17 protein-coding genes are annotated in these 20338 nt (G+C 71.2%); 13 read left to right on the top strand and 4 right to left on the bottom strand.

Features of this window, described 5'->3' with window-relative positions; translation table 11 throughout:
- Window positions 1–97: 97 nt before the first annotated feature.
- From ACIBJH_RS38435 to ACIBJH_RS38400, 8 genes are all read left to right on the top strand, one after another.
- Complete coding sequence (locus ACIBJH_RS38435) at window positions 98–781, top strand: two-component system response regulator (RefSeq protein ID WP_399121564.1); 684 nt, start codon at window positions 98–100, stop codon at window positions 779–781.
- Window positions 782–904: 123 nt separating this feature from the next.
- On the top strand, window positions 905–3610 hold the full coding sequence (locus ACIBJH_RS38430) for a DNA translocase FtsK (protein WP_399121563.1): 2706 nt from the start codon (window positions 905–907) through the stop codon (window positions 3608–3610).
- Between the two features lie 267 nt (window positions 3611–3877).
- Complete coding sequence (locus tag ACIBJH_RS38425; protein WP_399121562.1) at window positions 3878–4738, top strand: helix-turn-helix domain-containing protein; 861 nt, start codon at window positions 3878–3880, stop codon at window positions 4736–4738.
- A gap of 91 nt (window positions 4739–4829) precedes the next feature.
- Complete coding sequence (rimO, locus tag ACIBJH_RS38420; RefSeq protein ID WP_399121561.1) at window positions 4830–6302, top strand: 30S ribosomal protein S12 methylthiotransferase RimO; 1473 nt, start codon at window positions 4830–4832, stop codon at window positions 6300–6302.
- Window positions 6299–7237, top strand: coding sequence for a CDP-diacylglycerol--glycerol-3-phosphate 3-phosphatidyltransferase (pgsA, locus tag ACIBJH_RS38415; RefSeq protein ID WP_399121560.1), 939 nt, complete (start codon window positions 6299–6301; stop codon window positions 7235–7237). Before rimO ends, pgsA begins: the two co-directional genes overlap by 4 nt.
- Window positions 7234–7779 (top strand): CinA family protein, encoded by a 546-nt coding sequence (locus ACIBJH_RS38410; protein ID WP_399121559.1) that lies wholly within the window; start codon window positions 7234–7236, stop codon window positions 7777–7779. The genes pgsA and ACIBJH_RS38410 overlap by 4 nt, the downstream gene beginning before the upstream one ends.
- Window positions 7780–7888: 109 nt before the next feature.
- On the top strand, window positions 7889–8263 hold the full coding sequence (locus ACIBJH_RS38405; protein WP_019060943.1) for a helix-turn-helix domain-containing protein: 375 nt from the start codon (window positions 7889–7891) through the stop codon (window positions 8261–8263).
- A gap of 282 nt (window positions 8264–8545) precedes the next feature.
- The gene (locus tag ACIBJH_RS38400; protein ID WP_399121558.1) at window positions 8546–8839 is read left to right on the top strand and encodes a hypothetical protein; all 294 of its coding nucleotides are present in this window, start codon (window positions 8546–8548) and stop codon (window positions 8837–8839) included.
- Here the strand turns inward: ACIBJH_RS38400 and ACIBJH_RS38395 are convergent.
- The 3 genes from ACIBJH_RS38395 to ACIBJH_RS38385 are packed head-to-tail and all read right to left on the bottom strand — an operon-like array spanning window position 8787 to window position 15535.
- Window positions 8787–9551 (bottom strand): SDR family NAD(P)-dependent oxidoreductase, encoded by a 765-nt coding sequence (locus tag ACIBJH_RS38395; RefSeq protein WP_399121557.1) that lies wholly within the window; start codon window positions 9549–9551, stop codon window positions 8787–8789. The two genes, ACIBJH_RS38400 and ACIBJH_RS38395, sit on opposite strands and share 53 nt — an antisense overlap.
- Window positions 9552–9583: 32 nt before the next feature.
- The gene (locus tag ACIBJH_RS38390) at window positions 9584–10462 is read right to left on the bottom strand and encodes an Fpg/Nei family DNA glycosylase (RefSeq protein WP_399121556.1); all 879 of its coding nucleotides are present in this window, start codon (window positions 10460–10462) and stop codon (window positions 9584–9586) included.
- A 51-nt stretch (window positions 10463–10513) separates the two neighbouring features.
- Window positions 10514–15535 carry an ATP-dependent helicase gene (locus tag ACIBJH_RS38385; RefSeq protein WP_399121555.1) on the bottom strand — a complete coding sequence of 1674 codons (5022 nt, stop codon included), beginning with the start codon at window positions 15533–15535 and terminating at the stop codon, window positions 10514–10516.
- Between the two features lie 112 nt (window positions 15536–15647).
- On the opposite strand from ACIBJH_RS38385, the gene ACIBJH_RS38380 reads away from it, so the two are divergent.
- Genes ACIBJH_RS38380 through ACIBJH_RS38370 form a run of 3 tightly spaced genes read left to right on the top strand, consistent with a single transcriptional unit; the run spans window position 15648 to window position 17577 of the window.
- Window positions 15648–16625, top strand: coding sequence for an AraC family transcriptional regulator (locus ACIBJH_RS38380; RefSeq protein ID WP_399121554.1), 978 nt, complete (start codon window positions 15648–15650; stop codon window positions 16623–16625).
- A complete protein-coding gene (locus ACIBJH_RS38375; RefSeq protein WP_399121553.1) occupies window positions 16511–17272 on the top strand; it encodes an AzlC family ABC transporter permease in 762 nt (253 codons plus the stop codon). The genes ACIBJH_RS38380 and ACIBJH_RS38375 overlap by 115 nt, the downstream gene beginning before the upstream one ends.
- Window positions 17269–17577, top strand: a complete 309-nt coding sequence (locus ACIBJH_RS38370; protein WP_399121552.1) for an AzlD domain-containing protein — start codon at window positions 17269–17271, stop codon at window positions 17575–17577. Before ACIBJH_RS38375 ends, ACIBJH_RS38370 begins: the two co-directional genes overlap by 4 nt.
- Window positions 17578–17587: 10 nt before the next feature.
- Here the strand turns inward: ACIBJH_RS38370 and ACIBJH_RS38365 are convergent, their stop codons facing one another.
- The gene (locus ACIBJH_RS38365) at window positions 17588–18532 is read right to left on the bottom strand and encodes a hypothetical protein (protein WP_399121551.1); all 945 of its coding nucleotides are present in this window, start codon (window positions 18530–18532) and stop codon (window positions 17588–17590) included.
- An 80-nt stretch (window positions 18533–18612) separates the two neighbouring features.
- On the opposite strand from ACIBJH_RS38365, the gene ACIBJH_RS38360 reads away from it, so the two are divergent.
- A complete protein-coding gene (locus ACIBJH_RS38360; RefSeq protein ID WP_399121550.1) occupies window positions 18613–18807 on the top strand; it encodes a DUF3046 domain-containing protein in 195 nt (64 codons plus the stop codon).
- Window positions 18808–18866: 59 nt separating this feature from the next.
- Window positions 18867–20315 (top strand): AI-2E family transporter, encoded by a 1449-nt coding sequence (locus ACIBJH_RS38355; protein WP_399121549.1) that lies wholly within the window; start codon window positions 18867–18869, stop codon window positions 20313–20315.
- The last annotated feature ends 23 nt before the right edge of the window (window positions 20316–20338 follow it).

The following is a 20338-nucleotide window of genomic DNA, read 5'->3' as shown; positions in this document are numbered from 1 at the left end:
GGGTGCGGCTACCATGACCGGCACAAGGACGGGCGGCGCAAGAGAGCCGTCCTCTGGGGCGGCGCCCGGTGCACATCCGGGGCGAGGAGGGCGGGCCATGGTGCAGAAGGCCAAGATCCTTCTGGTCGATGACCGGCCGGAGAATCTGCTGGCGCTGGAGGCCATCCTCTCTGCGCTCGATCAGACACTGGTTCGGGCATCGTCCGGGGAGGAAGCGCTCAAAGCACTGCTCACGGACGACTTCGCGGTCATTCTGCTGGACGTCCAGATGCCGGGCATGGACGGTTTTGAAACCGCCGCGCACATCAAGCGACGGGAGCGGACCCGGGACATCCCGATCATCTTCCTCACCGCGATCAACCACGGCCCGCACCACACCTTCCGGGGGTACGCGGCGGGCGCGGTCGACTACATCTCCAAGCCGTTCGACCCGTGGGTGCTGCGCGCGAAGGTCTCGGTCTTCGTCGAGCTGTACATGAAGAACTGCCAACTGCGGGAGCAGGCGGCGCTGTTGCGGCTCCAGCTGGAGGGCGGCGGCAAGCCCGCGGTCGGTGCGGCCAAGGAACCGGCCGGACTGCTCGCCGAGCTGTCCGCGCGGCTCGCGGCCGTCGAGGAGCAGGCGGAGGCCCTGTCCAAGCAACTCGACGACGAGTCGGCGGACGCGGCGGCCGTGGCCACCGCGGCCCATCTCGAACGCAAACTCACCGGACTGCGCCGGGCACTCGACGCCCTGGAGCCGGGCACCGGCACCGGAGCGCCTCCGCTCCCGTCACAGAACTGACGTCCGCCGCGGGCGCAGTTGTGCGTGAGCGGGCGTCAGTTCCCCGTCCCGTACGGGCGACACGAACGGGTGAAGCAGTGGGCACACGTGTCCCCTGCGCTCTCCACAGGTAACCTCACACCTATGGCCTCACGTCCCTCCGCAGCCAAGAAGCAGCCCGCCAAGAGGGCTGCTCCGGCGAAGGCTCCGGCGAAGAAGGCCGCCGCGAAAAGGGCTCCGGCGAAGAAGGCGGTCGCCAAGAAGACCGCCCGCCCGGCGCCCAAGCCCGCGCCCAGCCCCACCGGTGGCATCGTCAAGCTCGTGCGCGCCATCTGGCTCGGCACCGCGCACGCCGTCGGCGCCGTGTTCCGCGGCATAGGGCAGGGCGCGAAGAACCTCGACCCGGCGCACCGCAAGGACGGCGTGGCACTGCTCCTGTTCGGCCTCGCCCTGATCGTCGCCGCCGGCACCTGGGCCGATCTGCGCGGTCCGGTCGGCGACCTCGTCGAGATCCTCGTGACGGGCGCCTTCGGCCGCCTCGACCTGCTCGTGCCGATACTGCTCGCGGTGATCGCCGTGCGCTTCATCCGCCACCCGGAGAAGCCCGAGGCCAACGGCCGCATTGTCATCGGCCTGTCCGCGCTCGTCATCGGCGTCCTCGGCCAGGTCCACATCGCCTGCGGCGCGCCCGCCCGCAGCGACGGCATGCAGGCGATAAGGGACGCCGGCGGCCTCATCGGCTGGGGGGTGGCGACGCCGCTGACGTACACCATGGGCGAGGTGCTCGCCGTACCCCTCCTCGTACTGCTCACGATCTTCGGGCTGCTGGTCGTCACGGCCACGCCCGTCAACGCCATCCCGCAGCGCCTGCGGCTGCTCGGGGTGAAGCTGGGCATCGTCCACGACCCCGAGGACGAGGACGAGTTCGGCGAGGACGACGAGCGCTACGACGAGCAGTGGCGCGAGGCGCTCCCCGCGCGCTCCCGCAAGCGCGGGAGCGACCCCGAGGCGTACGACCCCGAGAGCGCGGAGCAGGAGGCCCTCAGCAGGCGCCGGAGCCGCCCCAGGCGCTCCGCGGTGCCCCAGCCCGACATGCACCGCCCCATGGACGCCGTGGACGTCGCAGCGGCCGCCGCAGCCGCGCTCGACGGGGCCGTCCTGCACGGCATGCCGCCCTCGCCGATCGTCGCCGACCTCACCCAGGGCGTACGGGTCGGGGGCGACCGAGAGGACACCACCCCGACGCCCGTCCCGGCCCCTGCCGCGCGCCCCAAGCAGGAGAAGCTCAAGGCCGAGGTCATGGACCTCACGAAGGCGCCCCCGGAGGAGGTCCGCGACCTCCCGCCGCGCGCCGAGCAGCTCCAGCTCTCCGGCGACATCACGTACTCGCTGCCCTCGCTCGACCTGCTCACGCGCGGGGGCCCCGGCAAGGCACGCAGCGCCGCGAACGACGCCGTGGTCGCCTCCCTGACGAACGTCTTCTCCGAGTTCAAGGTCGACGCCGCCGTCACCGGCTTCACGCGCGGGCCCACGGTCACGCGCTACGAGGTGGAGCTGGGACCCGCGGTCAAGGTCGAGCGGATCACCGCCCTCACCAAGAACATCGCCTACGCCGTCGCCAGCCCCGATGTGCGGATCATCAGCCCGATCCCCGGCAAGTCTGCGGTCGGCATCGAGATCCCGAACACGGACCGGGAGATGGTCAACGTAGGAGACGTCCTGCGCCTCGCGGACGCGGCCGAGGACGACCACCCGATGCTCGTGGCGCTCGGCAAGGACGTCGAGGGCGGCTACGTCATGGCCAACATGGCGAAGATGCCGCACATCCTGGTGGCCGGTGCCACCGGCTCCGGCAAGTCGTCCTGCATCAACTGCCTGATCACGTCGATCATGTGCCGCGCGACCCCCGAGGACGTCCGCATGGTCCTCGTCGACCCCAAGCGCGTCGAACTGACCGCCTACGAAGGCATCCCGCACCTGATCACGCCCATCATCACCAACCCGAAGCGGGCCGCCGAGGCGCTCCAGTGGGTCGTACGCGAGATGGACCTCAGGTATGACGACCTCGCCGCCTTCGGGTACCGGCACATCGACGACTTCAACCAGGCGATCCGCGACGGCAAGCTGAAGACGCCGGACGGCAGCGAGCGTGAGCTCAAGACGTATCCGTACCTCCTGGTGATCGTCGACGAGCTGGCCGACCTGATGATGGTCGCGCCGAGGGACGTCGAGGACTCGATCGTGCGCATCACGCAGCTCGCGCGCGCGGCCGGCATCCACCTGGTGCTCGCGACACAGCGCCCCTCCGTGGACGTCGTCACCGGTCTGATCAAGGCGAACGTGCCCTCCAGGCTCGCGTTCGCCACCTCCTCGCTCGCCGACTCCCGGGTCATCCTCGACCAGCCCGGCGCCGAGAAACTGATCGGCAAGGGCGACGGGCTGTACCTGCCGATGGGTCAGAACAAGCCCACCCGTATGCAGGGCGCCTTTGTCACCGAGGACGAGATCCACGCCGTCGTACAGCACTGCAAGGACCAGATGACCCCGGTCTTCCGGGAGGACGTCACCGTAGGCACCAAGCAGAAGAAGGAGATCGACGAGGACATCGGCGACGACCTCGATCTGCTCTGCCAGGCGGCCGAGCTGGTCGTGTCCACGCAGTTCGGGTCCACATCGATGCTCCAGCGCAAGCTGCGCGTCGGCTTCGCCAAGGCCGGGCGGCTCATGGACCTCATGGAGTCCCGGGGCATCGTCGGACCCAGCGAGGGGTCCAAGGCGCGTGACGTTCTGGTGAAGGGTGACGAGCTGGACGGCGTTCTCGCGGTGATCCGGGGGGAGTCCGAGGGCTAGGAGCGGGTAGGCGGTTCCCCAAGGGGGTGCGACCGGCCGTGACTCACCCGTTAGAGATCGTCGGGCAACCGTTTCCCTTTGCCGTACGTCAAGTTGAGCGAGAGGACAGATGGGGCTCCCACCACGGGGTCCGTGTCTGGCCCGCCATCGGCCTGTCCGGCCATACCGATGGCGTACAAAGTCCCACCGCCCGGTTGCCCCACCCTTTCATACCCCCCCTAGACTGAACCTCCAGCACAGGCGGCTACACGCTCGAAAGGCGCCCCCGTGTCCATCGGCAACTCCCCTCAAGACGAGCGTCCGTTCGAAGACGGTCGCTCCGAAGACGGTCATGAGGAAGCAGCCCGCCCTTCCGTCGGCCGAGCCCTGCAGCAGGCACGTATCGCCGCCGGGCTGACCGTCGACGACGTCAGCAGTGTCACCCGGGTCCGCATCGCCATCGTGCACGCCATCGAGGCCGACGACTTCACGCCCTGCGGCGGTGACGTCTACGCGCGCGGGCACATCCGGACCCTCGCCAGGGCCGTCCACATCGATCCCGCCCCGCTCCTCGCGCGCTACGACGACGATCACGGCGGACGTCCGGCCCCGACGCCGGCGGCACCCCTCTTCGAGGCGGAACGCATCCGTCCGGAGCGGCGGGGCCCCAACTGGACCGCGGCCATGGTCGCCGCGATCGTCGCGGTGGTCGGCTTCGTCGGGTTCACCGCCTTCAAGGGCGGCGACACCGACAGCGACGCCAAGTCGCAGGTCGCCCAGGGAGCCTCGCCCAGCGCCAGCAAACCCGCCAAGCCGACACCCTCGAACACCGATTCCGCCACGCCCAAGTCCGACCCCTCCGACAGCGCTATCGCCGCCGCGCCGCAGGACAAGGTGACGGTCCAGGTGACCGCGGTCGACGGCCGCAGCTGGATCTCCGCCAAGGACCACAACGGCCGGATGCTCTTCGACGGACTCCTCAAGAAGGGCGAGTCCAAGACCTTCCAGGACAGCTCGAAGGTCAACCTGATCCTCGGCGACGCCGGTGCGATCCAGCTCTACGTCAACGGCAAGAAGATCGAGGACGACTTCCAGCCCGGAGCGGTGGAGCGTCTCACGTACACGAAGGGCGACCCCGAGGTCGGATAACCCGTCCGGCGGGTGGTTGCTCAAGGGGTTGGCCAAGATCGGCCAACCCCTTCGACGTGGGGTGTCAGTGGGACGAAGTAGTCTTGAGCCCATGCCTGAACGCCGTACCGTCGCACTCGTCACTCTTGGCTGCGCCCGTAACGAGGTGGACTCGGAGGAGCTCGCAGGCCGCTTGGAGGCGGACGGCTGGCAACTCGTGGAGGACGCCGAGGACGCGGACGTAGCCGTCGTCAACACCTGTGGCTTCGTCGAGGCCGCCAAGAAGGACTCCGTAGACGCCCTCCTGGAAGCCAACGACCTCAAGGGTCACGGCAGAACGCAGGCCGTCGTGGCGGTGGGCTGCATGGCTGAGCGGTACGGCAAGGAACTCGCCGAGGCGCTGCCCGAGGCCGACGGCGTGCTCGGCTTCGACGACTACGCCGACATCTCCGACCGCCTCCAGACCATCCTGAACGGCGGCATCCACGCCTCGCACACCCCGCGCGACCGCCGCAAGCTGCTGCCGATCAGCCCCGCCGAGCGGCAGGAGTCCGCCGCCGACGTCGCGCTGCCCGGCCACGGCCCGGCCGACCTCCCGGACGGCCTCGCGCCCGCCTCGGGCCCCCGCGCGCCCCTGCGCCGCCGCCTGGACGGCTCCCCGGTCGCCTCGGTGAAGCTCGCCTCCGGCTGCGACCGGCGCTGCTCCTTCTGCGCCATCCCGTCCTTCCGCGGCTCCTTCATCTCCCGCCGCCCCAGCGACGTCCTGAACGAGACCCGCTGGCTGGCCGAGCAGGGCGTCAAGGAGGTCATGCTGGTCTCCGAGAACAACACGTCCTACGGCAAGGACCTGGGTGACATCCGCCTCCTGGAGTCGCTGCTGCCCGAACTGGCCGACATCGACGGCCTGGAGCGCGTGCGCGTCAGCTACCTCCAGCCGGCCGAGATGCGCCCCGGGCTCATCGACGTGCTCACCTCGACGCCGAAGATCGCGCCCTACTTCGACCTGTCCTTCCAGCACTCCGCGCCCGACGTGCTGCGCTCCATGCGCCGCTTCGGCGACACCGACCGCTTCCTCGAACTCCTCGACACCATCCGCTCCAAGGCCCCGCAGGCCGGCGTGCGCTCGAACTTCATCGTCGGCTTCCCCGGCGAGAGCGAGTCCGACCTCGCCGAACTGGAGCGCTTCCTGAACGGCGCCCGCCTGGACGCCATCGGCGTCTTCGGCTACTCCGACGAGGAGGGCACGGAGGCGGCGACGTACGACAAGAAGCTCGACCAGGACGTCGTGGACGCGCGGCTCGCGCACATCTCGCGGCTCGCCGAGGAACTCGTCTCGCAGCGCGCCGAGGAGCGCGTCGGCGAGACCGTGCACGTGCTGGTCGAGTCGGTGGACTCCGAGGACGGCGCCTACGGCCGCGGCGAGCACCAGGCTCCGGAGACGGACGGCCAGGTGCTCCTCACGAGCGGCGAAGGCCTGAGCGTCGGCCGTATGGTCGAGGCGAAGGTGGTCGGTACGGAAGGTGTCGACCTGGTGGCAGAGCCGCTCCTGGGCTCGCTCGCGTGTAGTGAGGAGGCGGGCAGATGACCGGAGTCCCGGCATCGGCGGCGGGGGGCACCTCCAGCGCGAACGGCGCGCCCGCGAGCGCTGGTTCCGGTGCGGCCTCCGGTGGCGCCCCTTCCGGCGCGATGTCGGGCAGTGTCTCCGGTGGGGTCCCCTCCGGGGGAGTCTCGGCCGGTGGTGCGCCTTCCAGTAGTGGTGCGGCTTCCGGTGGGGCTTCGGCCGGGGGTGCCTCTTCCCGGGGGACGTCGGCCGGTGGTGTCCCTTCTGCCGGCGCCTCGACCGGTGGTGTCCCGGCCGGTTCCATCGACTTTGGCGGGCCCGGTGGCCCGAGGCCGGCGCGTGGTGCGAAGGTCGTCGCCGCCGCCGTCAACCAGGCGAGCGTCTGGAACATCGCCAACTTCCTGACCATGCTCCGGCTGCTGCTCGTCCCCGGTTTCGTCGCCCTGATGCTGGCCGACGGCGGGTACGACCCGGCGATGCGCTCCTTCGCCTGGGCGGCGTTCGCCATCGCCATGATCACCGACCTGTTCGACGGCCATCTGGCGCGCACCTACGACCTCGTCACCGACTTCGGGAAGATCGCCGACCCCATCGCCGACAAGGCGATCATGGGCGCGGCGCTGATCTGTCTCTCCTCGCTCGGCGATCTGCCGTGGTGGGTGACCGTCGTCATCCTCGGCCGGGAACTCGGGATCACGCTGCTGCGTTTCCTTGTCATCCGGTACGGCGTCATTCCCGCGTCGCGCGGCGGCAAGCTGAAGACGCTCACGCAGGGCATCGCCGTAGGGATGTATGTGCTGGCGCTCACGGGATGGCTGGCCACCCTGAGGTTCTGGGTGATGGCGGCGGCGGTCGTTCTGACCGTGCTGACCGGGCTCGACTATGTGAGACAGGCCATTGTGCTGCGCAGGCAGGGAATCGCCGAGCGCAGGGCGGCGTCGGAGGAGACGGAAGCGTGAGTTCCACGGCCACTGAAGTGGTGCGACTACTGACGGTGAGCGGTGCGACGCTCGCTGTCGCCGAGTCGCTCACTGGTGGTCTGGTTGCGGCGGAGATCACATCGGTGCCCGGAGCCTCGAAGGCCTTCCGTGGTTCGGTCACCGCCTACGCCACCGAGTTGAAGCACCAGCTGCTCGGTGTCGATGCTGCCCTGCTGGCCGCGCGGGGTGCCGTAGATGCGCAGGTCGCGGCCCAGATGGCGGCCGGTGTGCGGAGGGCGCTGGGCGCCGACTGGGGCATCGCGACGACCGGTGTGGCGGGCCCGGAGTCGCAGGACGGGCAGCCCGTGGGCACCGTTTTCGTCGCCGTGGACGGGCCCCTTGGACCGGATTCGGATGCCGCCGGTGGCGGGAAAGTGGCCGCACTGCGGTTGAACGGCGGCCGGGCGGAAATTCGTATGGAGAGTGTACGGAGCGTACTCGCGCTGCTTTTGGAGCGGCTCGTGAGCGAACAGACCGGGAATGAGCGGGCACAGGATACGGAACAGAACGGGGGGTTTTGATGTTTGCAGCCCTGAGTGAACACGACATCGCTCCCCGCACGGCCGCGGCGCAAGGCGGTACGGTGGGGCGAGAAGGATGCGGCTACGCGGTCCGAGGAGGGAGCCACCGATGATTCTGCTCCGTCGCCTGTTGGGTGACGTGCTGCGTCGGCAGCGCCAGCGCCAGGGCCGTACTCTGCGCGAAGTCTCCTCGTCCGCCCGAGTCTCACTCGGCTATCTCTCCGAGGTGGAGCGGGGGCAGAAGGAGGCTTCCTCTGAACTGCTCTCCGCCATCTGCGACGCGTTGGACGTACGGATGTCCGAGCTCATGCGGGAAGTGAGCGACGAACTCGCTCTCGCCGAACTGGCCCAGTCTGCTGCGGCCACCGGTTCTGTGCCCACGTCGGTACGTCCGATGCTGGGTTCCGTGTCGGTGACCGGTGTGCCACCGGAACGGGTGACCATCAAGGCCCCCGCCGAAGCGGTGGACGTGGTCGCCGCGTGACGCTGACGCCGGTCTGAGCCGATACGGCGCTGACCTGCACTGAGGATGTGCTGAGGGCCCCGGCCGGGGCTTCTCCGGTGAGAGCTGGAGAGGTGCGGTCGGGGTCTTTCGCGCTCCGGGTGCGTTGTGTGGCCGGGTATTTTGCCGGTCCGTAGCGGTCCGTTTGCCGGTGTGGCTCGGTGCGGTCATGGTTGAGGCGGGTGGTGCGTCCGTGTGCCGTCGATGCGCCCTCCTCGCGGGTGACCGCGGTGGCTTAGCGTCCGGCTGGAGGTGGTGGCGGCCATGTCGGGGCGGATAGCGCGCTGGGGGGCTGCGCTGGGACTCGGGGCGCTGTGGTGGTGGGCCGTGCTGCGGCTCGCCCTGACGCCGCACGCGGGTGCGCTGGAAGGGGCGGTCGCGGCCGGGGGGTGGGGGCTGAGTCTGCTCCCGGTGCACTGCATGCCCAAGGCGCGGGCGGCGGGAGCCGTGGCCACCGGGCGGTGGAGGGAAGCATGGCGGACGTCGGCCGCTGGGACGGTGTTCGTCACCACGGCATCGCCACGCCCCCGTTCGGACGGAGGATCTGACCCGTCGTGAACGACGACGCGTCGGACGCCAGATACAGCACGGCGTGCGCGATGTCCTCCGGCTCACCTACCCGGCCCAGAGGTGACAGCCGGGCCATCATCGCCTCGGTGCGGGCCTGCGCCTCGCCCTCGTGGTGATCGGTCATGGGCGTACGGATCCAGCCCGGCGCGACGGCGTTGACGCGGATGCTGTGCCGGCCGACCTCCGTCGCCAGCGTCTTCGTCAACTGGACGACGGCCGCTTTCGCGGCGCTGTAGCACAGCAGCCCTGGCCCTCCGGTGTCGATCGCGCCCGAGGCCATGGTGACGATGCTGCCCCTGGTGCCGCGGTCGAGCATCAGCCGGGCCGCCTCCTGGCAGGCGTACAGCACCCCCTTGAAGTTGACGTTCAGCACCCGGTCGAGATCCTCGTCCCGGGTCTCCAGCACAGTGCTGCTGTGCATGATCCCGGCGACCGCGGCCATCACATCCAGCTCCTCGCAGGACTCCACGGCCTGCCGGACCTGCGCGCGATCGGTGACATCGAGGTGGTGGGTGCGGGCGGTGCCGCCCTTGTCCTCGATCAGGGTCGCCGTCTCGTGCAGACCCTGCGTGTCACGGTCGGCGCAGTGCACGGCGGCACCCGCCTCGGCGAGCAGCACGGCGGCCGCGCGGCCGATACCGCTGGCGGCGCCGGTGACGAAAGCGGTGCGTCCGGTGAGGTCGTACGCCTTGACGGGCATGCAGCGACGGTACGAGGGTTTCTGACGGGTCGTCAATTAGTCGTACGGTGCTGAGTTCCGCGAGGCGGAGAGGTGCCCGGCGCGGGTCCCACCTGGCAGGTCGGGCACCAGTAGGTGGGGCGCTCGCGGGAGCCGTCGCCCTGGTCGGCCGTGCGGATCGGGGTGTTGCAGCGGAGGCAGGGGCGGGGCGCGCGGCCGTAGACGAACAGGTCGGGGGTGTGGGGGCCGCCTGTGGGGCGGTTCGCGGAACCGTTCGTGAGGTGGCTTGTGGTGTTACGGACCGGGCGGTCGCGGTTGGCTTCCAGGAGTCGCTTGGCGATGGCGGGGAGCTTCGCGGCGCGGTCGGCGGGGAGGGCGCCGACGGGGAGCCAGGGGGTGGCGCCGAGGAGGAAGCAGAGTTCGCTTTTGTAGATGTTGCCGATGCCGGCCAGGTTGCGCTGGTCGAGGAGGGCCTCGCCGAGGGGGCGGGTGGGGTCGGCGAGGAGGTTGGCCAGCGCCTGCTCGGGGTTCCAGTCGGGGCCCAGGAGGTCGGGGCCGAGGTGGCCGACTGCGCGGTGTTCTTCGGCGGTGCGCAGGAGTTCCAGGACGGGGAGACGGTAGCCGACGGCCGTGCGGTCGGCGGTGGCGAGGATCGCCCGGATCTGGTGGGCCGGGCCGCCACCGCTCCAGCGTCGACCGTTGGCGTACACCCGCCAGGTGCCGTCCATGCGCAGGTGCGAGTGGAGGGTGAGGCCGCCCTCGACACGGGTCAGCAGGTGCTTGCCCTGGGGTGTCACGTCCAGGACGGTGCGGCCGGTGAGGTCCGCCGTGGCGTACTTGGGGACCCTGAGGTCGCTGCGGGTCAGCACCTTGCCCGCGAGGGCCGTGTGGAGGCGCTTCGCGGTCTGCCAGACGGTGTCGCCTTCAGGCATGGGTCAAGGGTGGCATGCGGTGGTGGGCGTGGGTGTGGGCGTCGGTTCGGTTCATGCGCGCAGGCGCAGGCCCCGCGGTGTCGCGATGAAGCCCGCTCCTTCCAGAAGGGTGCCGATGGGGGAGGTCAGGGCCGAGGCGCCGTTGACCCGCTCCACCGTGACTGTGCCGAGCGAACCGGCTCGGGCCGCTGCTGCGAGGGCTTCGGCGGCCCCTTGGAGGCGTGGGTCTTCGGTGGCCGCGGTGTCCGGCGCGGAGGGCCAGGCGAGCAGGGTCTTGCCGCCGCGCTCCATGTACAGCGTCAGCTCACCGTCGACGAGTACGACGAGCGAGCCGGCCTTCCGCCCCGGCTTGTGCCCGGCGCCGGTCGGCGGCTCGGGCCAGGGAAGGGCGGCGCCGTACGCGTTCGCCGGGTCGGCGGCGGCCAGGACCACGGCTCGGGTGGAGAGGGATGGACGGCGGGGGTGGTGGCTGGCGTAGGGGGAGGCGGTGCTGGTCCGGGGTGCCGGGGCGGGGAAGTCGCGGGGTGAGATGTAGTCGCCCGGGGACGGGGGGTGCGAGGAGGGGGAGCCCTGGAGTCGCGTGGTGGACCCGGCCGGTGTGCCTGTGTCGTCGAGGTCGTCGAAGTCGGTGAACGGACCGAAGGCGTCGGCGAAGTCGTGGACTCCGGGGGAGTCAGATGTGTTGTGCAGGCCGTGCGGGGCGGGGGAGTCGTAGGCCGTCGGGGTCGCGAAGCGGTCGCCGGAACCGGAGGGCGGTGCGCTGGAGCCGCCCGGGGTTCCGAAGCCGTAGGGGTCGTTGTCCGTGGTGTCCGGTGTGGGCAGGTCGTCGCCCCGGTCGCGGGCGTTGGCGACCGCGCGGAGGCGGTCCACCGCGCCGTCCATCGCGAACTGGGCGGCGCCGAGCCCCTCCACGACATAGCCGCGCCGCGCCTGACCGCTGTCCTCGAAGACGGACAGGATGCGGTACGTCGCCGAGAACCCGCCCTCGACACCCTCCGCGGCGACCGCGCCCCGGGTCACCACTCCGTGCCGGTCGAGCAGGGTGCGGGCCAGGGCGTGGGCGCGCACGGTGGGGTCGGGCTCGTGGGCGGGGAGCAGGGACCAGCGGCCCGCGACGGTCGGCGGGCCGGTGCGGGAGGCGGGGCGGGCGGCGGCGGTGAGGGAGCCGTAGCGCCCGCGCGGGACCGTGCGTTTCGCGCGGTGGGCCGTGGAACCCGCTGTACGGCCGGAGCCCAGCAGGGAGCGCATGGGGGTGAGCGTGTCGTTCGTGAGTCGGCCGGACCAGGCCAGGTCCCATACGGCGTCGGCCAGTTGGGGGTCGGTGGCGTCGGGGTGGGTGGTCGCGCGGACCTGGTCGGCGATCTGGCGGAAGAAGAGGCCGTAGCCGCCGGAGAGGGTGTCCAGGACGGACTGGTGCAGTGCCGTGAGTTCGAGCGGGTGCGGGGGCGGGAGGAGCAGGGGGGCCGCGTCCGCCAGGTAGAGGGAGATCCAGCCGTCCTTGCCGGGGAGGGAGCCAGCGCCTGCCCACACCAGCTCGCCGGCGGAGGTGAGTTCGTCGAGCATCGAGGGCGCGTAGTTCGCCACGCGGGACGGCAGGACGAGCTTCTCCAGGGCGGACGCGGGCACGGAGGCGCCCTGCAACTGCTCGACCGCGCGCACCAGTCCGTCGATGCCGCGCAGTCCGTGGCCCTTGCCGATGTGCTGCCACTGGGGCAGGAACTGCGCGAGCGCGGCCGGCGGCACCGGCTCCAACTCGTGCCGCAGCGCGGCCAGCGAGCGGCGGCGCAGGCGCCGCAGCACCGTCGCGTCGCACCACTCCTGACCGATGCCGGCCGGGTGGAACTCCCCTTGTACGACACGGCCGTTCGCCGCGAGCCGCTGCAACGCGCCGTCGGTGACGGCCACACCCAGCCCGAAGCGGGCGGCTGCCGTGGCCGACGTGAACGGGCCGTGGGTGCGGGCATGACGGGCGAGGAGGTCGCCGAGCGGGTCCTTCACCGGTTCCGTGAACGCCTCGGGGACACCGACCGGCAGCGCCGTGCCGAGCGCGTCGCGCAGGCGGCCCGCGTCCTCGATCGCCGCCCAGTGGTCGGTGCCGCCGATACGGACCCGGATCGCACGGCGGGCCGAGGCCAGGTCGTGGGCCCACTGCGGTGCGGCGCCCCGCTCGGCCAACTCGGCGTCGGTGAGCGGGCCGAGCATCCGCAGCAGGTCGGCGACGCCTTCGACGTCCTTGATGCGGCGGTCCTCGGTGAGCCACTGGAGCTCCCGCTCCAAGTCGGTGAGCACTTCGGCGTCGAGGAGTTCGCGCAGCTCCGCCTGGCCGAGCAACTCGGCCAGCAGCCGGGAGTCCAGCGACAGGGCGGCGGCGCGGCGCTCGGCGAGGGGTGAGTCTCCCTCGTAGAGGAACTGGGCGACGTACCCGAAGAGGAGGGAGCGGGCGAAGGGGGACGGCTCGGGGGTGGTGACCTCGACGAGGCGGACCTTGCGGGACTCCAGGTCGCTCATCAGCTCGGTGAGGCCCGGGACGTCGAAGACGTCCTGGAGGCATTCGCGGACCGCCTCCAGGACGATCGGGAAGGAGCCGAACTCGCTTGCCACCTGGAGCAGTTGGGCCGCCCGCTGGCGCTGCTGCCACAGCGGGGTGCGCTTGCCGGGGTTGCGGCGCGGCAGCAGCAGCGCGCGGGCCGCGCACTCGCGGAAGCGGGCCGCGAACAGGGCCGAGCCGCCGACCTGGTCGGTGACGATCTGATCGACCTCGCCCTTGTCGAAGGCGACGTCCGCCGCGCCCACGGGGGCCTGATCGGCGTCGTACTCCGTGCCGGCCTTCATCGGTTCCTGGTCGAGCAGGTCCAGGCCCATCAGGTCGGCATCGGGCAGCCGTAGGACGATGCCGTCGTCGGCGTGCATCACCTGCGCGTCCATGCCGTAGCGCTCGGAGAGGCGGGCGCCGAGGGCGAGGGCCCAGGGGGCGTGCACCTGGGCGCCGAAGGGGGAGTGGATGACCACACGCCAGTCGCCGAGCTCGTCGCGGAAGCGCTCTACGACGATCGTGCGGTCGTCCGGGATGTGGCCGCAGGCCTCGCGCTGTTCGGCCAGGTACGACAGCACGTTCTCCGCGGCCCAGGCGTCGAGGCCCGCGGCGAGCAGGCGCAGGCGCGCGTCCTCCTTGGGCTGGGAGCCGACCTCGCGGAGGAACGCGCCCACCGCGCGGCCCAGTTCGAGCGGGCGGCCCAGCTGGTCGCCTTTCCAGAAGGGGAGCCGGCCGGGGACGCCCGGTGCGGGGGAGACCAGGACGCGGTCGCGGGTGATGTCCTCGATCCGCCAGGAACTGGTGCCGAGGGTGAAGACATCGCCCACCCGGGACTCGTAGACCATCTCCTCGTCCAGCTCGCCGACCCGGCCGCCGCCCTTCTTGGGGTCGGCGCCCGCGAGGAAGACCCCGAAGAGACCGCGGTCGGGGATCGTGCCCCCGGAGGTGACGGCGAGGCGCTGCGCTCCGGGGCGGCCGGTGATCGTGCCGGCGATGCGGTCCCACACCACGCGCGGGCGCAACTCGGCGAACGCGTCGGACGGATAGCGGCCCGCGAGCATGTCGAGCACTGCCGTGAACGCCGACTCCGGGAGCGAGGCGAAGGGCGCGGCGCGGCGGACCGTGGCGAGCAGGTCGTCGACCTGCCAGGTGTCCAGCGCCGTCATCGCGACTAGCTGCTGGGCGAGGACGTCCAGAGGGTTGGCGGGGACCCTCAGGGACTCGATGGAGCCCGTGCGCATCCGCTCGGTGACCACGGCGGCCTGGACGAGGTCGCCCCGGTACTTCGGGAAGACCACTCCCGTGGAGACCGCGCCGACCTGGTGTCCCGCGCGGCCCACACGCTGGAGGCCGGAGGCCACGGAGGGTGGGGACTCCACCTGGATGACGAGATCGACGGCGCCCATGTCGATGCCCAGCTCCAGGCTGGACGTGGCCACCACGGCGGGCAGTCGGCCCGCCTTGAGGTCCTCCTCGACCTGGGCCCGCTGCTCCTTGGAGACCGAGCCGTGGTGGGCGCGGGCGATGACCGGGGGCGCACCCTGGGCGGCGCCGGAACCGCCCATCAGCTCGGCCGGTGCGTGGTGCTCGTCCAGGGGCTCGCCGGTCGCGCGCTCGTAGGCGATCTCGTTGAGTCGGTTGCACAGACGCTCCGCCAGGCGGCGGGAGTTGGCGAACACGATCGTTGAACGATGGGACTGGACGAGATCGGTGATGCGCTCCTCGACATGCGGCCAGATCGACGGCTTCTCCGCGCCCTCACTGCCGTCGGCCACTGGGGCGCCGCCCAACTCGCCCAGGTCCTCGACCGGGACGACCACGGAGAGGTCGAACTCCTTGCCCGACTTCGGCTGGACGATCTCCACCTTGCGGCGCGGGGAGAGGTACCGGGCGACCTCGTCGACGGGACGCACCGTCGCCGACAGGCCGATACGACGGGCCGGCCTCGGCAGCAGCTCGTCCAGCCGCTCCAGGGACAGCGCGAGATGCGCGCCCCGCTTGGTGCCCGCGACCGCGTGCACCTCGTCCAGGATCACCGTCTCGATGCCGGTCAGCGCGTCACGCGTGGCCGACGTCAGCATCAGGAACAGGGACTCCGGAGTGGTGATCAGAATGTCCGGCGGGCGCGTGGACAGGGCGCGGCGCTCGGCGGGCGGGGTGTCGCCGGAGCGGATGCCGACCTTGACCTCGGGCTCGGGCAGGCCCATGCGGACGGATTCCTGGCGGATGCCGGTGAGCGGTGAGCGGAGGTTGCGCTCGACATCGACCGCGAGGGCCTTGAGCGGAGACACGTAAAGGACGCGGCAGCGCTTCTTCGGGTCGGCGGGCGGGGGTGTCGCGGCGAGCTGGTCCAACGCGGCGAGGAAGGCGGCCAGTGTCTTGCCGGAGCCGGTCGGGGCGACCACCAGCACGTCCGAGCCCTCGCCGATGGCCCGCCACGCGCCCGCCTGGGCCGCGGTGGGCGCGGAGAAGGCCCCCGTGAACCAGCCGCGGGTCGCGGGGGAGAAGCCGTCGAGGGCTCGGTGTGCGGAGCTGACCATGCGTCCATCCTGCACCCGACCACTGACAATGCGTCTGACCTGCGGGAATTCTCTGACAGCGGTGTGCAGAACGGTTTCTGTGCCTGCTGCCCGCGTGGCGGAGAATGGTCGTATGGCAGGCACGGGCGAGCTGGCGAGGCACTGGCGGTACACGGAACTGCCCGGAGTCGACCTGCTCCGCGCCCAGTACATCAGCAAGACGTTCGTACGGCACACGCACGAGCACTTCGTCATCGCCGCCATCGCGGACGGCGCCGAGGTGTTCCATCACGGTGGGAGCGATGTCTACGCCGGGGCCGGAGCGCTCGCGTTGGTGAACCCGGACACCCCGCACACCGGGAGGGCGGGCGTTCCCGAGGGCTGGCGGTACGGCGCGGTCTACCCGTCGCCCGAGGTGGTGGCCGCGATAGCCGCCGAGACCACCTCGATCCGCGGCACGCCCGGGTTCGTCAGTCCCGTGCTCGACGACCCTTACGCCGTCGGGCTCGTCCACCAGGTGCTGCGCGCGGCCGACGAAGGCAACGCACTCGCCGCCGACACCCTGCTGCGGGTCGCCGTCACCAGGCTGCTCCGGCTGAACGGTGGTCGGCTGCCCCCGCGTGCCGTGCCCACGGCGGGCGGCCGGGTCGCCGCACGCGCGCGTGCCGTGCTGGAGGACCGGATGGTGGATCCGCCCACCCTGGAGCAGCTCGCCGGGGATCTGGAAACCAGTCCGTTCGCGCTGCTGCGCGCGTTCCGGGGCGCCTACGGGATGCCGCCCCACGCTTGGCTGACCGACGCCCGGGTACGCCGGGCACGCCGGCTCCTGGACGCGGGTACGGCGCCCGCGGAGGCCGCAGTGGCCGTCGGGTTCACGGATCAGCCGCACCTCAACCGGCACTTCGCCCGGATCGTGGGCGTGCCCCCGGGTGCGTACCAGCGGGAGCGCAAGAACGTACAAGACGCGGGGCGGAAGCTCCTCCTACCGTCCGACGTGTGCCAGAACAGATCGCTTCAGACGACATACGCACCCGAGGGGGAGGAGAAGAGGCTGGGAGCAAGCCTGACTCCGCCGTCGTACGGGACGCCCTCGGAGTCGGGATCGCCGTAGGGCTGTCGGGGTTCGCCTTCGGGGTGACCTCGGCCGGCGGCGGGCTCACCCCGCTCCAGACCTGCGCTCTCAGCCTCCTGGTGTTCACCGGCGCCTCCCAGTTCGCGCTCGTGGGAGCGCTCGCGGCCGGCGGCAATCCGCTCACCGCGGCGGCGGGAGCCTTCTTCCTCGGCGTGCGCAACACCTTCTACGGGCTGCGCCTCTCGCAGTTGCTGGCCCTCCCGCGCGCGGTGCGGCCGTTCGCCGCCCAGTGGGTCATCGACGAGACGACGGCTGTCACGCTCGCCCAGCCCACCCGGCGTGCCGCGCGGATCGGGTTCACCGTCACCGGGCTCACCCTGTACGTGCTGTGGAACCTGACCACGCTGCTCGGCGCGCTCGGCGCCAAGGCCATCGGCGACACCGACGCCTGGGGTCTCGACGCGGCCGGACCCGCCGTCTTCCTGGCACTGCTCGCGCCCATGCTCAAGTCCACCGTCGAGCGCGCCGTCGCCGCGCTGGCGGTCCTGCTGGGACTGGGGCTCTTGCCCGTGCTGCCGGCCGGAGTGCCGGTCCTGGCGGCGGCTCTCGCGGCGCCGATCGCCCTCTACGTAGAAGGCCGTCGGCAGGCTGGAACACGTAATGACGCACAGGAGGAAGACAGTTGACCGTCTGGATCGCGATCGCGGCCACAGCCCTCGGCTGCTACCTCGTCAAACTCGCCGGACTCCTGGTACCCGCCGGTGCTCTGGAGCGTCCGCTCGTGAAGCGGCTGGCCGCCCTGCTGCCCGTCGCCCTCCTCGCCGCGCTCACGGCCCAACAGACCTTCGCCGACGGGCACACGCTCGTGCTCGACGCCCGGACCGCGGGACTCGCGGCGGCCGCCGCGGCGCTGGTGCTGCGGGCACCCTTCCTGCTCGTCGTCGCGGCGGCCGTGCTGGTGACGGCGGGTGCGCGGGCCATGGGCGGCTGAGGCCCCGGAGTCAGCCGACGGAGCGGCCGTACGCCTTCAGGGTGCGCAGTGCCTGGATCGTCACCATGGGGCGTGCCTCCAGGGCGATGCCCGGCGCCCATTGACGCCAGCGGATGGGCCAGCCGCCGTCCTCCTGCTGGCCGGCCGACAGATGGTCCAGGGAGCGGGCCATCTCGTCGTCCGTGAACCACGCGCGCGCGAGGGAACTCGGCGTCTTCGCGTAGTCGTACGGGAAGTGGTGCTCGCCCGGCGCGTATCCGGGGGCGACCGGGTAGGCCTCCAGGTGGTCCGGGTCCAGGGCGGCGAGGCGATGCTCGCGCACCAGGCGGCCGAGCCGGTCGGCGGCGGCCTCCGCGCGCGGGCGGTCGGGTGCCGAGTCCAGGAAGGCGACTGCGGCCTCGATCTCGTAGGGGTGCGACTTCTCCAGGGAGTCGACGGCCTGCCAGCAGAAGTCGGTGGCCCGGAACAGCCAGGCGTGCCACACCTCGTTGCGGTGCAGGAGGCCCACGACGGGCCCGGTGGCGAGGAGTTCACTGGGCGGGTCGTCCACGATCGGCACGAACGGCGCCGTCGGATAGCCGCGCTGGCCGGGAAGGATCGCCGGCAGGGCGCCGTCGGCGGTGGAGACCGAGGTCAGATAGCGGCACACGCGTTCCACCCGCTGCCCGCCGCAGCGCCCAATGGAGTCCAGGACGCGAAGAGCGTGACCGGTGTGCAGTGGCTGGCTCACCGGGCCGCGCAGATCGGGTTCCAGCGCGTGCCCGTACCCGCCGTCCTCGTTGCGGTACGCGTCCAGCGCCGTCTCCACCGGATCGGGTTCGCCGTTGAGGAAGTGGTACGCGAAGAGGCGCTGCTCCAGCACGCGCGCGGTGAGCCAGACGAAATGCTCGCCGCGGAAGAGCGGGGAGTGCGCCGGGGGCGTCGGGGGGAGTGGGGAAGCTCCTGTTTCGGCCATGCGTCAGACCGTAGGACGGAAAGCGGTCTCGGCAGGCGGTCCCGGCCCGGGCCCACTCTCAGGGGCGGGATACTGGTGTCATGCGGTTGACGGTCTTCTGGCAGCGGATGACGGAGCACTTCGGGGCGGGGTACGCCGAGAGCTTCGCGCGCGATCACGTGATGACGGAACTCGGCGGGCGGACGGTGGACGAGGCGCTGGACGCGGGCTGGGAGGCCAAGGACGTGTGGCGCGTGGTCTGCGCGGTCATGAACGTTCCGCAGGAAAGTCGCTGATCGGTCACGAAGATCGACGGCGGTGACCGGTTGTCAGTGGCGTAGGCGAGACTTGGCCCGTGGCATCCACTGACGAGAGCGGGCACGACACCCCGCAGGCATCCCCGGCCGGTACGACGCCGCCGACCCGGCCCATGGCCGACGGCGCCGCGCCGGGCACCGGCATGCCGCGCTGGCTGCCGCGTGCCATGGTGCTGGCGCTCGCCCTCGTCGCCGTGTTCCAGCTGGGCAGTTGGGCCTTCCACCAGCTCATCGGGCTGCTGCTCAACATCCTCATCGCGTTCTTCCTGGCCCTCGCCATCGAGCCCGCCGTGAGCCGGATGTCCGCCTACGGCATGCGCCGGGGGCTGGCCACCTTCCTGGTCTTCCTCGGTCTGCTGATCGTGAGCGCCGGGTTCGTCACCCTGCTCGGCTCGATGCTCGCCGGCCAGATCATCAAGATGATCGAGGACTTTCCGAACTACCTCGACTCGGTCATCAACTGGGTCAACGGGCACTTCCACACGGACCTGAGACGGGTCGACATCCAGGAGGGGCTGCTCCACTCCGACTGGCTGCGCAAGTACGTGCAGAACAGCGCCACCGGCGTGCTGGACGTGTCCACCCAGGTCCTCGGCGGACTCTTCCAGCTGCTGACGATCGGCCTGTTCTCGTTCTACTTCGCCGCCGACGGGCCGCGACTGCGGCGCGCCCTGTGCTCCGTGCTGCCGCCTGCCCGGCAGGCCGAGGTGCTGCGCGCATGGGAGATCGCCGTCGACAAGACCGGCGGCTACATATACTCCCGCGGTCTGATGGCGCTGGTCTCCGGAGTGGCGCACTACATCCTGCTGCAGGCGCTGGGCATCCCGTACGCGCCCGTGCTCGCCGTCTGGGTGGGACTGGTCTCCCAGTTCATCCCGACCATCGGCACGTATCTCGCGGGCGCCCTGCCCATGCTGATCGCCTTCACCGTGGACCCCTGGTACGCCCTGTGGGTGCTGATCTTCGTCGTGGTCTACCAGCAGTTCGAGAACTACATGCTGCAGCCCAAGCTGACCGCGAAGACCGTCGACATCCACCCCGCGGTCGCCTTCGGCTCGGTCATCGCGGGCACCGCGCTCCTGGGTGCCGTGGGCGCGCTGATCTCCATTCCGGCCGTGGCCACGCTTCAGGCGTTCCTCGGGGCGTATGTGAAGCGGTACGCCGTCACGGACGATCCCCGGGTGCATGGGCACCGGCCCACCCGAGAGTCCGGCGGGCCCGATCTGCTGACCCGCGCGCGCGGGTTGTGGGAGCGGAGGCCGGGGGCTACGGAGGCGACGGAGCGCACGGCGGCCGACTCCGACGGGACAGCCGGTTCCGGGGCGACCGGGTCCGAGGCAGCCGACTCCGGACCTGGTGATCCTGGGGCGACCGACTCCGGGGCGACTGGTTCCGGCCCCACGAACTCTGACCCCAAGAACCCCGGCCCCGAGGACTCCGGGCCGACCGACCCCGACCCGGGGGACTCCGGAGAAGGCTCCTCCTGAGGCCTGAGGCCTGAGGGATGACC

Source organism: Streptomyces sp. NPDC050548 (assembly GCF_044457385.1).
GTDB lineage: Bacteria > Actinomycetota > Actinomycetes > Streptomycetales > Streptomycetaceae > Streptomyces.
The sequence above is the reverse complement of the archived record's forward strand: the minus strand, read 5'-3'. Positions and strand labels throughout refer to the sequence as shown.

Excerpts from the sequence above, each read along its gene's own strand:
- pgsA (WP_399121560.1), top strand. The coding sequence starts at position 6,299 with ATGACCGGAGTCCCGGCATCGGCGGCGGGGGGCACCTCCAGCGCGAAC.
- ACIBJH_RS38385 (WP_399121555.1), bottom strand. The coding sequence starts at position 15,535 with ATGGTCAGCTCCGCACACCGAGCCCTCGACGGCTTCTCCCCCGCGACC.
- ACIBJH_RS38395 (WP_399121557.1), bottom strand. The coding sequence starts at position 9,551 with ATGCCCGTCAAGGCGTACGACCTCACCGGACGCACCGCTTTCGTCACC.
- rimO (WP_399121561.1), top strand. The coding sequence starts at position 4,830 with ATGCCTGAACGCCGTACCGTCGCACTCGTCACTCTTGGCTGCGCCCGT.
- ACIBJH_RS38390 (WP_399121556.1), bottom strand. The coding sequence starts at position 10,462 with ATGCCTGAAGGCGACACCGTCTGGCAGACCGCGAAGCGCCTCCACACG.
- ACIBJH_RS38400 (WP_399121558.1), top strand. The coding sequence starts at position 8,546 with ATGTCGGGGCGGATAGCGCGCTGGGGGGCTGCGCTGGGACTCGGGGCG.
- ACIBJH_RS38360 (WP_399121550.1), top strand. The coding sequence starts at position 18,613 with ATGCGGTTGACGGTCTTCTGGCAGCGGATGACGGAGCACTTCGGGGCG.
- ACIBJH_RS38405 (WP_019060943.1), top strand. The coding sequence starts at position 7,889 with ATGATTCTGCTCCGTCGCCTGTTGGGTGACGTGCTGCGTCGGCAGCGC.
- ACIBJH_RS38435 (WP_399121564.1), top strand. The coding sequence starts at position 98 with ATGGTGCAGAAGGCCAAGATCCTTCTGGTCGATGACCGGCCGGAGAAT.
- ACIBJH_RS38365 (WP_399121551.1), bottom strand. The coding sequence starts at position 18,532 with ATGGCCGAAACAGGAGCTTCCCCACTCCCCCCGACGCCCCCGGCGCAC.
- ACIBJH_RS38380 (WP_399121554.1), top strand. The coding sequence starts at position 15,648 with ATGGCAGGCACGGGCGAGCTGGCGAGGCACTGGCGGTACACGGAACTG.
- ACIBJH_RS38430 (WP_399121563.1), top strand. The coding sequence starts at position 905 with ATGGCCTCACGTCCCTCCGCAGCCAAGAAGCAGCCCGCCAAGAGGGCT.